The 12,243-nt window shown below is 74.3% G+C and carries 13 protein-coding genes; 6 read left to right on the plus strand and 7 right to left on the minus strand.

Annotated features, from left to right (window positions below; genetic code table 11):
- Window positions 1–99 precede the first annotated feature (99 nt).
- From ACIRGB_RS12820 to mnhG, 6 genes are read left to right on the plus strand one after another with little or no spacing between them, the layout of a single operon-like run.
- Window positions 100–3,003 carry a Na+/H+ antiporter subunit A gene (locus ACIRGB_RS12820; protein WP_403862614.1) on the plus strand — a complete coding sequence of 968 codons (2,904 nt, stop codon included), beginning with the start codon at window positions 100–102 and terminating at the stop codon, window positions 3,001–3,003.
- Complete coding sequence (locus ACIRGB_RS12825) at window positions 3,000–3,764, plus strand: Na(+)/H(+) antiporter subunit C (protein WP_403862617.1); 765 nt, start codon at window positions 3,000–3,002, stop codon at window positions 3,762–3,764. Before ACIRGB_RS12820 ends, ACIRGB_RS12825 begins: the two co-directional genes overlap by 4 nt.
- Window positions 3,761–5,419: a Na+/H+ antiporter subunit D gene (locus ACIRGB_RS12830; protein ID WP_403862620.1), complete on the plus strand. Its 1,659-nt coding sequence runs from the start codon at window positions 3,761–3,763 to the stop codon at window positions 5,417–5,419. The genes ACIRGB_RS12825 and ACIRGB_RS12830 overlap by 4 nt, the downstream gene beginning before the upstream one ends.
- The gene (locus tag ACIRGB_RS12835) at window positions 5,416–6,015 is read left to right on the plus strand and encodes a Na+/H+ antiporter subunit E (protein ID WP_403862623.1); all 600 of its coding nucleotides are present in this window, start codon (window positions 5,416–5,418) and stop codon (window positions 6,013–6,015) included. Before ACIRGB_RS12830 ends, ACIRGB_RS12835 begins: the two co-directional genes overlap by 4 nt.
- Window positions 6,012–6,329 (plus strand): monovalent cation/H+ antiporter complex subunit F, encoded by a 318-nt coding sequence (locus tag ACIRGB_RS12840; protein ID WP_403862626.1) that lies wholly within the window; start codon window positions 6,012–6,014, stop codon window positions 6,327–6,329. Before ACIRGB_RS12835 ends, ACIRGB_RS12840 begins: the two co-directional genes overlap by 4 nt.
- Window positions 6,326–6,691 carry a monovalent cation/H(+) antiporter subunit G gene (gene mnhG / locus ACIRGB_RS12845; protein WP_403862629.1) on the plus strand — a complete coding sequence of 122 codons (366 nt, stop codon included), beginning with the start codon at window positions 6,326–6,328 and terminating at the stop codon, window positions 6,689–6,691. The genes ACIRGB_RS12840 and mnhG overlap by 4 nt, the downstream gene beginning before the upstream one ends.
- 19 nt (window positions 6,692–6,710) lie before the next feature.
- Here mnhG and ACIRGB_RS12850 read toward each other — a convergent pair whose 3' ends face one another.
- The 7 genes from ACIRGB_RS12850 to ACIRGB_RS12880 form a co-directional block, all read right to left on the minus strand.
- Window positions 6,711–7,238 carry an NUDIX hydrolase family protein gene (locus ACIRGB_RS12850; RefSeq protein ID WP_059297121.1) on the minus strand — a complete coding sequence of 176 codons (528 nt, stop codon included), beginning with the start codon at window positions 7,236–7,238 and terminating at the stop codon, window positions 6,711–6,713.
- An 80-nt stretch (window positions 7,239–7,318) separates the two neighbouring features.
- Window positions 7,319–8,467, minus strand: coding sequence for an amidohydrolase family protein (locus ACIRGB_RS12855; RefSeq protein ID WP_403862632.1), 1,149 nt, complete (start codon window positions 8,465–8,467; stop codon window positions 7,319–7,321).
- Window position 8,468: 1 nt separating this feature from the next.
- Window positions 8,469–9,869 (minus strand): glutamine synthetase, encoded by a 1,401-nt coding sequence (locus ACIRGB_RS12860; protein WP_403862635.1) that lies wholly within the window; start codon window positions 9,867–9,869, stop codon window positions 8,469–8,471.
- 112 nt (window positions 9,870–9,981) lie between these two features.
- Window positions 9,982–10,851, minus strand: coding sequence for a hypothetical protein (locus tag ACIRGB_RS12865; RefSeq protein ID WP_403862638.1), 870 nt, complete (start codon window positions 10,849–10,851; stop codon window positions 9,982–9,984).
- Window positions 10,852–10,988: 137 nt separating this feature from the next.
- On the minus strand, window positions 10,989–11,645 hold the full coding sequence (locus ACIRGB_RS12870) for an endonuclease (RefSeq protein ID WP_403862641.1): 657 nt from the start codon (window positions 11,643–11,645) through the stop codon (window positions 10,989–10,991).
- Complete coding sequence (locus ACIRGB_RS12875; RefSeq protein WP_403862644.1) at window positions 11,642–11,974, minus strand: DUF3140 domain-containing protein; 333 nt, start codon at window positions 11,972–11,974, stop codon at window positions 11,642–11,644. The genes ACIRGB_RS12870 and ACIRGB_RS12875 overlap by 4 nt, the downstream gene beginning before the upstream one ends.
- Window positions 11,920–12,240 (minus strand): WhiB family transcriptional regulator, encoded by a 321-nt coding sequence (locus tag ACIRGB_RS12880; protein ID WP_403862647.1) that lies wholly within the window; start codon window positions 12,238–12,240, stop codon window positions 11,920–11,922. The genes ACIRGB_RS12875 and ACIRGB_RS12880 overlap by 55 nt, the downstream gene beginning before the upstream one ends.
- Window positions 12,241–12,243: the final 3 nt, after the last annotated feature.

Below are 12,243 nucleotides of genomic sequence, written 5' to 3' on the forward strand. Positions count from 1 at the left end.
TCGAGGGGCGGTTTCGGAGAGATCCGAAACCGCCCCTCGATTGTTCTCCCTGCGGCGTGCCTGGACGCTCGGGCGAGATGCCCGATATATCACTGTCGGGTGTCCGTGCTCATCCTCTGCCACTTCGCGCTCGCGCTGTTCGCCGCGCCGTTGGTGAGATGGTGCGGAACCCGGGCCTTCCTCGTGCTGGCCCTGCCGCCCGCCGCGGCGAGCGCCTGGGCGGCCACCCGATGGAGCACGACGGCCGCGGGCGGCGCCGACACCGTCGAGTGGCGCTGGCTGCCGTCCTACCACGTGGACTGGGCGCTCAGACTGGACGCCCTCGCCGAACTCATGGTGCTGCTCGCCGCGGGCGTGGGCACCCTCGTCCTGGTCTACTGCGCCTCCTACTTCGACGACCGCTCGCGGCAGCTGGGCAGGTTCGCCGGGAACCTGCTCGCCTTCGCCGGGGCGATGCTCGGCCTGGTCCTCGCCGACGACCTCGTCCTCCTCTACATCTTCTGGGAACTGACGACCGTCTTCTCCTACCTGCTGATCGGCCAGACCAGCGACCACAAGCGGAACCGGCGCAGCGCCCTGCAAGCCCTGACGGTCACCGCCCTCGGCGGACTGACCATGCTCATCGGTTTCCTGCTCCTCGGGCACGAGGCCGGCACCTACCGCGTCTCGGCGATCCTGGCCGACCCGCCGTCCCCGTCGGCGGCGCTGTCCACAGCGATCGTGCTGATCCTCGTCGGCGCCCTGTCCAAGTCCGCGATCTGGCCCTTCAGCCTCTGGCTGCCCAATGCCATGGCCGCCCCCACCCCCGTCAGCGCCTACCTGCACGCCGCCGCGATGGTCAAGGCGGGCGTCTACCTCGTCGCCCGGCTCGCCCCCGCCTTCGCCGACATCACGCCCTGGCGCCCGCTGCTGCTCGTCCTCGGCTCGGCGACGATGCTGCTGGGCGGCTGGCGGGCGCTCCGGCTGCACGACCTGAAACTCGTCCTGGCCTACGGCACCGTCAGCCAACTCGGCTTCCTCACCGTCCTCACCGGCGCGGGCCGCCACGACACCGGCCTCGCCGCCACCGCCATGATCCTCGGGCACGCCCTGTTCAAGGCGCCCCTCTTCCTGGTCACCGGCATCGTCGACCACGCCACCGGCACCCGCGACCTGCGCAAACTCTCCGGCCTCGGACGCCGGCTGCCCGCCGTGTGCGCCGTCGCCGTGCTCGCCGGAGCGTCCATGGCCGCGGTGCCGCCCCTGCTCGGCTTCAGTGCCAAGGAGGCCGCCTTCCAGGCACTCCTGGACGGGAGCACCGGTGACCGCTGGGCGCTCGCCGCGGCCGTCGTCGGCTCCGCCCTGACCACCGCCTACACCCTGCGCTACCTGTGGGGCGCCTTCGCCCGCAAGCCCGGCCTCCCCGACACCGAGGCACACCGGGTCCCGGCGGCCTTCCTGGCGCCGCCCGCCGTGCTCGCCCTGGCCTGCCTCGTCCTCGGCCCCGGAGTGACCTGGCTCCAGGGCCTCCTCGGCACCTGCGCCGGGCAGTTCCCGGCGCCCGCCCACCCGTCCCACCTGGCGTTGTGGCACGGCGCGGGCCCCGCACTCGCCCTGTCCGGCGCGGCCTGGGCGGGCGGCGTCCTGCTCTTCCTCGCCGCGGGCCCCGTCGCGCGGGTCGGCCGGACACTCGCCCTGCGCTCCGCGGACCTCGTCTTCGGACGGATGCTGCTCGCCCTGGAGCGCACCGCCCTGCAATGCACCGGACTCGTGCAGCGCGGCTCGCTGTCGGTGTACCTGGTGACGACCATGAGCGTGGTCCTCGCCGGGCAGATCGCCGTGCTGGTCGCGGACGAACCCTGGACCGCGGTGCCCGCACCGCGCCTGTGGGACCACCCCGCCCAGGCCGCCGTCGCCCTGCTGACCTGCGCGGCGGCCCTGCTGTGCCTGGGCGTGCGGCGCCGGATGAAGGCGGTCGTCCTGGCCGGCCTCACCGGATACGGCACCGCGCTGCTCTTCGTCGCGCAGGGCGCGCCCGACCTCGCGCTCACCCAGTTCTGCGTGGAGACCGTCTCGATGATCGTCTTCGTGCTGGTGCTGCGCCGGATGCCCGTGCGCTTCGAGGAGAACTTCAGCCGGTGGCGACGCCTGCTGCGGATGCCGGTGGCCCTCGCGGGCGGTGCCGCCGTCGCCCTCGTCGTCTGGATCATGGCGGGGCACCGCCGGGCCGACAGCGCGGGAGCGGCGATGGTCGAGGAGACCGCGCACCACGGGCTGAAGGACGTCGTCGCCACGATCCTGGTCGACCTGCGCGCCTGGGACACCATGGGCGAGTCCGCGGTGCTCGCCGCCGCCGCGATCGGCGTCACCAGCCTCATCTACCTGCACCGCCGCGCCGACGGCGCCGAGCAGCCCGTACTGCCGCTGCCCGGGGACCACCCGCACGCCGGACTGCGCACCGCCTGGCGGGCGAGCCGGTACGAATCGGCGGGCCTGCCCAGCGGCGACGAGGGGGCGCCCGAGCGGACCTGGCTCGCCGCCAGCGCCACCCTCGCCCCCGAGCGCCGCTCCCTCGTCCTGGAGGTGGTCGCCCGCCTCATCTTCCACCCCGTCCTCGTCCTCTCCGTCTACCTGCTGCTGTGCGCGGAGAACCTGCCCGGCGGCGGCTTCGTCGCCGGACTGACCGCGGGCGTCGCCTTCATCGCCCGCTACCTCGCCGGCGGTCGCCACGAACTCGCCGACGCCGTGCCCTTCAAACCGGGCGTGTTCACCGGCCTCGGCCTGTTCCTGTCCACCGGCGTCGCGCTCGGCGGCTTCGGCGAGGGCACCGTGCTGCACGGCTGGACCTGGCACGGCCACCTGCCCGTGTGGGGCGACGCCCACGTGTCCACCGCCGTCCTCTTCGACTGCGGGGTCTACCTGCTCGTGCTCGGCGTGGTCCTGGACATCGTGCGGGCCCTCGGCGCCCGGATCGACCGCCAGATCGAGCGGGCCGCCCCGCGCCCGGAGGCGGGCCGCGCATGACCGTGAGCCTGTCCCTGCTGGTGGCCGCCGCCGTCCTCAACGCCGTCGGCGCCAGCCTGCTGCTGACCAGGTCGCTGACCCGGATCCTGCTCGGCGCCGTCGTCCTCGGCAACGGCGTCAACCTGCTGGTGCTCGCCGCCACCGGCAGCGCGGGCGACGCACCGCTGCTCTACCCGCACATCATCCGCAACCGCGTCACCGACCCGCTGCCCCAGGCCATCGCCCTGACCGCGATCGTCATCACCCTCGCCACCACCGCCTTCCTGCTCGCCATGGCCTACCGCAGCCACCAGGTCACCGGCTCCGACGAGATCAGCGACGACACCGAGGACCGGATGGTCGCCCTGCGCGCCGAGTTCCTCCACCGGCGCGGCCAACTGCGCGACCGCTACCACGAGGCCCGCGCCGAGGACGGCGGTGCCGACGCCGAGCACCGTGCCCGCTACCGCGCCGCCCGCAAACGGCTGCGCCGCAGGGTCCGTGCGGAGCGCGCCTACCAGGCCCGCGCCAACGACGTCTCCGGGAACCTCTGGAACGACATCCTCGGCGCCGACCCCGAGGACTACCGGGAAGGCCGCGAGCTGGGCTCCACCGACGCCGCCGGCCGCCCCGCACCCGCCCCGGCCCGGGTCGCCGGGCCCTCCAACGACCCCGAGGAGACCGGCCGCGAACCCGACTCGCTCCCCGGCGAGGACTCCTGCCACCCGCCGCCCGACCAGCCCGACGACCCCGAGGGCGCCGGCACGGAAGGAACCAGGTGAACGCGCTCGTCCCGCTCCCCGTCCTGCTGCCCCTGTGCGTCACGGGCCTGAAGCTGGCCATCGGACCCCGGCTGCACCGCTTCCAGCGCTTCATCAGCCTCGCCGTGCTCGGCGCGGTCCTGGTGCTCTCCGTGGTGCTCATGGTGGCCGCCGACCGCCACGGCCCGCTCAGCGTGCACCTCGGCGACTTCGCGCCGCCGGTCGGCATCACCCTGGTCGCCGACCGGCTGGCGGGTCTGATGCTCACCGTCTCCAGCGCCGTCACCCTGCTCGTCCTCGTGTACTCGCTGGGCCAGGGCATGGCCGACCGCGACGACCGGGCGCCGGTCGGCGTCTTCCACCCCGCCTACCTCATCCTCGTGGCGGGCGTCTCCTGCACCTTCCTCGCCGGAGACCTCGTCAACCTCTACGTCGGCTTCGAGATCATGCTCGTCGCGAGCTTCGTGCTGCTCACCATCGGCGGCACCGCGACCCGTATCCGGGCCGGATCGACGTACGTGATCATCTCGTTGTTCTCCTCGGTGCTCTTCCTGATCGCCATCGCCATGGCCTACGCGGTCGCGGGCACCGTGAACTTCGCCCAGCTCGCCGAGCGGCTGCAAGACGTGCCGCTCGGGGTGCGCACCCTGCTGGAGGCGATGCTGCTGACGGTCTTCGCGATCAAGGCGGCGGTGTTCCCGCTCGCGGCCTGGCTGCCCGACTCCTACCCCACCGCCCCCGCACCGGTGACCGCGGTCTTCGCCGGACTGCTCACCAAGGTCGGCGTCTACTCGATGCTGCGCACCCAGACCCTGCTCTTCCCCGGCCACCGCCTGGGCGACCTGCTGATGCTCGCCGCGCTCGCCTCCATGGCCGTCGGCATCCTCGGCGCGGTCGCCCAGACCGACCTGAAACGGGTGCTGTCCTTCACCCTCATCAGCCACATCGGCTACATGATCTTCGGTATCGCGCTCGCCGGGCGCGGCTCCATCGCCGGGGCGATCGTCTACGTCGCCCACCACATCACCGTGCAGACCACCCTGTTCCTCGTCGCCGGGCTCATCGAGCGGCGCGACGGCACCACGGAACTCACCCGCCTCGGCGGCCTGGCCAAGGCGGCGCCGCTGCTCGCCGTGCTGTTCTTCGTGCCCGCCATGAACCTCGCGGGCATCCCGCCGCTGTCCGGCTTCATCGGCAAGCTCGGCCTGATGCGGGCGGGCGTCGCCGACGGCGGCGGCTGGGCCTGGGCGCTGGTCGCCGGGTCCGCCGCCACCAGCCTGCTCACCCTCTACGTCATGGCGAAGGTCTGGAATCTCGCGTTCTGGCGCGACGCGCCACCCGGCGCCGAGGAGGAGGGCGTGGTGCTGGAGTCCGCCGAGGACGACGAACCCGATGAAGCCGACGAATCCGAGGAACGGGACGACGAGGAACGGCCGACCGGCTCGGGGAGCGGACTGCCGGTGCCCGCGGGCGCCGTGGTCCCCGCGGGCTTCCTGGGGCAGTCCATCACCACCAGCAAACGGCTGCCCTGGCCGATGCCGGTGGCCACCGGCATCGCCGTCGCCCTCGGCCTGTCGTACACCGTGCTCGGCGGCCCCCTCACCACCTTCACCCAGGCCGCCGCCACCGAACTCCTCGCCCGCACCCCCTACATCGAGGCGGTGCTCGGCCGGTGAGCGACCTCTTCCGCGACCGTTCCCCCTACAGCTGGTCCTTCCGCGTCGGCCGCGGCCGACGCGTGCTCGACCTGCCGCTCGTCGGCTGGCTCACCGTCATCTGGGTCCTGCTGTGGGGCACCCCGTCCTGGGCCAACCTCGTCAACGGCGTCCTCGTCGCGGTCTGCCTGTGCCTGGCCTTCCCGCTGCCCGCCGTGGACCTCGGCCTCAGACTGCGCCCCCTGGGCATCCTGCGCCTGGCGGCCTACCTGCTGTACGACATGTTCTCCTCCAGCGTCGAGGTCACCCGGCAGATCCTCGCCAGGGGCCCCTACCGGGCGGCGGTCGTGGCCGTCCCGCTGCGGGTGCGCAGCGACCTCATGCTCACGGCCACCGCCGTCGCCGTCTCCAACGTCCCCGGCGGCTCCGTGATCGAGGTGCGCCGGTCGACGGCCACCCTGTTCCTGCACGTCCTCGACGCGGGCAACCCCGGCGAGATCGAGAGCGCCCAGCGGCAGGTGTGGCGCATGGAGGAACTCGTCGCCCGCGCCTTCGGCACCGCCGAGGACATCGCCGACGCCGCCCGCCCCGTACCGGAAGGTGACCCGTCGCCGTGACCACCCTGCACGCCGTCGAAGACGCCCTGCTCGTCGCCTCGCTCGCGATGATCCTGGTCGCCGGCGCACTGCTGCTGTACCGGATCTGGTACGGCCCCTCGATGCTGGACCGTGCCGTCGCCCTGGACGTGGCCGCGGCGCTCATCATCGCCGGCATCGGCGTCAAGGCCGCCCACGACCGCGACTCCTTCTACTTCCCCGTGATGCTGGTGCTCGCCTTCCTCGGCTTCACCGGCTCGGTGGGCATCGCCCGCTTCATCGCCGTACGCGACCGGCCCTCCGTGCGGCCGGACGGCCGGCAGGACCACCGGTGAACGCCTGGGCCGAGGCCGCCGACCTGGCCGGAACCGTGTTGCTGTTCCTCGGCTGCCTCCAGTGCCTGCTCGGGGTGATCGGGATGCTCCGCTTCCCCGACGTGCTCTCCCGCAGCCACGCCGCCACCAAGCCGCAGACCCTCGGGATGCTCCTCGTCCTGGCCGGGGTGGCGCTGCGACTGCGCCACGGCACCGACGTGGGCACCCTCGCGCTCATCGTCTTCTTCCAGTTCCTCACCGGCCCGGTCGCCTCCCACCTGGTGGCCCGCTCCGCCTACCGCACCGGCCAGACGGGGTCCCGGGGCCTGCTCAGGGACGACCTGGACCCGCAGCTCAGCGACGGGGGAGGGCCGCAGGAGTGACCCCGGGGACCGGGAGCGCTCAGTCCACGCAGCCCACGTGCGCCAGCGCCTGCTTCAACAGCACCCCGTGCCCGCCCGGCATCTCGCTGCGCACCGCCTCGGACAGCGCCTCGCGCGGATCGAACCAGACCAGGTCGAGGGCGTCCTGGCGCGGCCGGCAGTCACCGGTCACCGGCACCACGTAGGCGAGCGAGACCGCGTGCTGCCGGGGATCGTGGTACGGCGTGACACCGTGCGTCGGGAAGTACTCGGCCACCGTGAACGGCTGGAGCGAGGACGGCACCCGGGGCAGCGCCACCGGGCCGAGGTCCTTCTCCAGGTGGCGCAGCAGGGCGTCCCGCACCCGCTCGTGGTGCAGCACCCGGCCGGAGACCAGCGTCCGGCTGACCGTCCCGTCCGGCCCGATGCGCAGGAGCAGGCCGACGCTGGTGACTTCGCCGCTGTCGTCCACCCGCACGGGCACGGCCTCGACGTACAGGATCGGCATACGGGCGCGCGCCATTTCGAGTTCGTCGCTCGTCAGCCAGCCCGGCGTGGTTTCGGTCATGTCAGACATCGCTTGATCATACTTTCAGCCGTTCGTGCTTCCTGGGTGACGCTCCGGGACTGTGACCCGTCCCACGCCGCTCAGCCGTCGTCCGCCGGACCGCCGGGCAGCCGGTAGACCCGCCGAGCATTGTCCCGTCCCGCCCAGCGGGCCAGGCGCAGCGCGTCCGGCAGCGACAGCTCGTCGGCGTCCAGCCGCTCCCGCAGCAGCCCGGCCAGTCCGCGCCGGAAGGCCAGCGCCCCCAGGTAGTGGAACTCGGCCGGCCCATAGGCGTCGGAGCTGTACAGCAGCTTGCGGAACGGGGTGATCTCCAGCGCCTCGGCGAGGATCGAGCCCGCCCGCGCCGGACCGACGTGGTGCAGGGTGAGCCCCACGTCGAGATACACCCGCTCGAAGACCGCGGACAGATAGGCCGCCTGGCGCTGGTAGGGCCAGCAGTGCAGCAGCAGCACCGGGATGGTGCCGGCGGTCAGATGCAGCCAGTCGGTCAGCAGGGTGGGGTCCACCCGGTGCAGGCGGATGTCGCTGTCGCCGAACCCCGTGTGCAGTTGCAGCGGCCGCCCGAGGTCCACGGCGGTCCACAGCAGGTGCCGCGTCAGCACCGGATCGTCGAGCCGGCCTCCGCCGCGCGCGAGCCAGCCCCGGGCGGCCTCGGTGACCTCGCCGGGCGAGGGACGGGCCGGGTCCAGGTCGAAGCCGGTGCGGTAGGCCGCCACCGACTTGACGCCCACCACCCCGGGCTGCCGCACCGCCTCCCAGGCGGCGGCGCGGAACGCCCGCGCGTACGCGTCCGGTTCGACCCCGGCCGCCGCCACCGCCTCCGCGACCCCCTCCAGCCGGACCACCTCGTACGCCTTCGCGCCCGCCGCCCGGGCCAGCTCGGCCGGAGCGGTCACGCGGTGCGGGGCGTACCCGGTGTCCACACAGAACACGCCGGTCCGCGCGGCCCGCAGGAACCGCCGGTTGACCTCGGCGGCGCCCAGTTCCGCCCGCCGGGCCAGGTACACGTCGGCGGGGGAGTGGCGCGGCAGCCCCAGCAGGGGCGCGCAGTGGCGGCGCACGGCGAGGCCGACGGGGCTGTCGAAGGGGGAGACGCCGGGCCACGCCTCTCCCTCGGTGAGCAGGGACTCGAAGCCCGCGCGGTCCAGGTCGTCGGTGACGGCGCCGTGGCAGTGGTGGTCCACCAGCTCCAGCGCGGCGAGCCGCTCGTGCACGGGTCCGGCGGTCATCTCAGTACGCCCAGCGGTAGGCCGCCGCCACGCCGTCGTCGTCCAGCCCCTCGACCGACCGGGCCTCGCCCAGGCGTACGGCGATCACCGCGTCCGCCAGCACCGGGCCCAGCGCCTCGCGCAGTACGCCGTCGGCGCGGAAGGCCGCCACCGACTCGGTGAGCGTGACCGGCAGCCGCCGCACGCCCCGGGCCGCCGCCTCGGCGGCGTCCAGCCGGGCCGGGTCGCCGGTGGTCTCCGCGGGCAGCGGCGCCGACGCGGAGAGCCCGTCGAGGCCGGCGGCGATCACCGAGGCGAGGGCGAGATAGGGGTTGGCGGCGAGGTCGACCGGCTTGACCTCCAGGTTCGCCGCGCGGTCGCGGACCCCGGCGGTGCCGGTGACGATCCGCAGCGCGGCCTCGCGGGTCTCCCGGCCCCAGGCGGTGAACACCCCCGCCCACCGCGCGGGGCGCAGCCGCAGATGACTGGCCGGGCTCGGCGCGGTCACCGCGGTGAGCGCCGGGAGCCGGCCGAGGACCCCGGCCACGAAGGACTCGGCCTCGGCGGTCATGCCGTACCGGCCCGTGCCGCCCGCGTGCAGGTTCGTCCCGCCGCGCCAGGCGGAGAGGTGGAGATGCCCGCCGTTGCCGACGCCCTGTCCGAGGACCGCCGGGGCGAAGGAGACCCGCAGCCCGTGCCGCCGGGACACCGCCCGGATCGTCTGCCGCACCAGCACGCTGCGGTCGGCCGCCGCCACCGGGTCGAGCGCGCCCACCGAGACCTCGAACTGCCCCGCCGCGTACTCGGGGTGGAACTGCTCCACGGCCACGCCCTGCGCCGCGAGCGCCGCCAGCAGGTCGGCGGCGCAGTCGCTCAGCTCGACCTGCCGGGTGGCGCCGTACGCCGGTCCGGACACCGCCGGGACGAACGCGTCGCCGTCCGTGTCGCCCCGCCCCACCACCCACTCGATCTCGACGGCGGCCCGGAAGGTGATGCCGTGCCGCTCGGCGGCCTCCGCCACGGTGCGGCGCAGGACGGTGCGCCCGCACGCCGGATGCGGTGCGCCCTCCTGCGTGATCCGGTCGACCGGCGCCCACGCCCAGCCGGGCTGCGCCGCCAGTACGGTCAGCCGGTCGAGGTCGGGGTAGAGGCGCAGGTCGCCGTCGGGGGAGCCGAGGACGTCCGTGGTGACGATCGAGTCGTCGGCGAGGAAGGTGTCGAACACCGGCGACATGCCCACGCCCCAGGCGACCGCCGCGGGGAGCCCGGCGGTGGGCACGGTCTTCACCCGGGCGATCCCGGCGGTGTCGACGTACGCCAGCACCACGCCGTGCACGCCCCGCCCGGCCAGTTCGCCGGTCAGCGCGGTGGCCCGCTCGACCTCACCGGGGCGCCCGCCGGGCACGGGGTCGCTGTCGCTCACGTCTCGGCTCCTTCGCGGGTGCGCCGTCCGTCGCGCACCATTGTGCCGCCCGGTGATCACCCTGTCCGGGTTTCACCGGATGTGCGCACGATGCGGGGGAGCCCGGCCGGGGTCAGTCCAGGTCGGCGGGGAGCGGCGAGGGGGTGCCGCCGTCCAGGACGGTCTTCAGGCGCTCGGTGCCCTGGCGCACCGCCTGTGCGACGGAGTCGGTCTGCCCGCCCTCCAGGCCGCCGCCCATGACGGTGACGGCGGAGGTGTCGACGCGGACGACGGCGATGTCCAGGGTGAGCGTGGCCGGACTGCCACCGGCGTCGCCCTGCACGGTCACCCGCAGCCCCGTGCGGGCGTCGCCCACGTCGGGCACCGATGCCTCGGTCACCTGGACCGTGCGTTCGGCGCCCCCGGAGCCGGTGGCGGTGAACTCGTCGCAGGTGTCGGGCAGGGTGCGCAGCCACTTCAGGCGGGCGTCCAGACCGGCGCGGTCGTACCCCGCGACCTGTTCGAGCAGCCGGGAGTCGCCCTGCTCGAAGCCGGTGAGGGCCGACGGCCCGGAGGGGTCGCCGAGCAGGTCGTCGTCGTAGAGGGCGTCCAGCAGGGCCTGGCAGTCCGTCGCTTTCGACTTGGCGGTGAGGAAGTCGGCCACGTCGACCTTGCCGACGAGCAGCCGGTCGCGCCACTTGTCCGCGTCCTGGACCTGGTTCCAGCCGCCCTCCAGGTCGGCCTCGGTGAGCAGCGCGGCCTTGGCGCCGGACTCGGTGAGGGCGGCGGGGGAGGCGCTGGCGGAGCCCGTCGGGGAGTTGGTGGGCGAGCCGCTCGGGGTCTGCCCCGCCGCCTTCTGCCGGGCCACCCCGGCCTGTTCGGCGGCGGTGTCCGAGGCGCTCTCCGACTCGCCGCCGTCCGAGCAGGCCGCGGTGGTCAGCAGCGCGCCCGCCGCCAGGGCGGAGGCCAGGAGACGGACGGGGTGGGACGGACGACGGCTCATCGCGGGATGCCTCCTGGGACGGGAAACGGTGTCCTCAGCGCATCACCGGGGCCGGGGGCGCACCAGCGCACGGGCCTGTTCGGGTGACCGGCGCGGCCGGGCGGCGGGGGCGACCCGGACCGCCGGGCCCGGCGCGCTCAGCCGACGCGGTCGAGGGTGTCCTCGGCCACGTCCTTGTCCACCGCCGCCCGCACCAGCGCGGCCGCCAGGACGGCGGGTTCCGTCTTCCCGGCCAGGGAGAGGAGCCGGTCCGGGTCGCCGGGCAGGCCGAGCCGCTCGGCGCCCTGGAGGGCCTTGCGGTCCAGCAGCGGGCCGGCCTCGGGCCAGACGAGCTGCGCCTCCCGCAGGAAGATGTCCGCGCCGGTCGGCCCGACCCCGGGGAACTCCTGGAGCAGCCGCCGCAGCTCGGAGACGTCGCCGTCCGCCTCTGCGCGGAGCCGGCGCAGGTCACCGCCCCACCGCTCGGTCAGCAGCTCGGCGGCCTCGCCGAGCTGGGTGGCGGTGCGCTCGTCGTAGCGCCGGTAGCCGCCCCGGCCGAGCGCGTCCACCCGCTCCTGCCAGCCGGCGTCGGCCATGCGGCGCGGGTCGCGCAGTCCCGCCTCGCTCAGGGCGCGGGCGGTGGCGACCGCGATGGAGGCGCTGATGCGGGCGCTGAGCAGGTGCGCGAGGACCAGGAGCCGGTACAGCGGCTGCGGGGTGTCCTTCAGCCGGATGCCCGCCTCCTCGACGTACGTCCGCCCGTGCGCGTCGACGAGTTCGCGCACGGTCCGCCGCTGGTCGGGGCCCGCCGTCACGGCTTCAGCGGGTCGTGACCGACCGTCATGAGCCGGTGCCTGAGGCGGGTGTCCTCGGCCTGGGGCTCGTTCTCCAGGTCGGCCTGCGAAGTCACGGTGTCCACGACCTTGCGCATCGCCCGCAGGTCGTCCTCGGTGAGGTCGGTGCGCCGCTTCTGGAGGATCGCCAGGACGTGCTGCCCCAGCGGCGGCCCGGCGTCGTCCGGCAGCGGCTCGGTCAGCTGACCGGAGTCGCGCACCCGGAGCCAGTCCGCGAGTTCCGCGGAGGTCATGTTCACCACGCGGTGGAAGTCCTCCCACAGCGCGTCGAGTTCGAGGGCGTCGGCCATGAGGTGTCCCTCATTTCGTCGTGCGTACGTGCGTGTCGCGTGCTCAGCCGGAGCAGTGCGACGCGCTCCGCCTCGTCGGTACCGCCCCACACGCCCGACGTCTGCCCCGACTCCAGCGCGAACGTCAGGCACTCGGGGGTCACCGGGCATCCGGCGCAGACCCGCTTGGCGGCCGCCGTGTCCCGCAGGGCGGGTCCGGCGGTGCCCACCGGGAAGAACAGATCGGGGTCCTCGTCCACGCAGGCGGCGCGCCGCAACCACTCCATGCG

Origin of the sequence: Streptomyces sp. NPDC102490, assembly GCF_044765285.1 — a bacterium.
Lineage (GTDB): Bacteria > Actinomycetota > Actinomycetes > Streptomycetales > Streptomycetaceae > Streptomyces.

Bases quoted from the DNA above. Each gene is read 5' to 3' on its own strand.
- ACIRGB_RS12875 (WP_403862644.1), bottom strand. From the start codon at position 11,974: ATGGCCGACGCCCTCGAACTCGACGCGCTGTGGGAGGACTTCCACCGC.
- ACIRGB_RS12865 (WP_403862638.1), bottom strand. From the start codon at position 10,851: ATGAGCCGTCGTCCGTCCCACCCCGTCCGTCTCCTGGCCTCCGCCCTG.
- ACIRGB_RS12880 (WP_403862647.1), bottom strand. From the start codon at position 12,240: ATGGAGTGGTTGCGGCGCGCCGCCTGCGTGGACGAGGACCCCGATCTG.
- ACIRGB_RS12850 (WP_059297121.1), bottom strand. From the start codon at position 7,238: ATGACCGAAACCACGCCGGGCTGGCTGACGAGCGACGAACTCGAAATG.
- ACIRGB_RS12855 (WP_403862632.1), bottom strand. From the start codon at position 8,467: ATGACCGCCGGACCCGTGCACGAGCGGCTCGCCGCGCTGGAGCTGGTG.
- ACIRGB_RS12825 (WP_403862617.1), top strand. From the start codon at position 3,000: ATGACCGTGAGCCTGTCCCTGCTGGTGGCCGCCGCCGTCCTCAACGCC.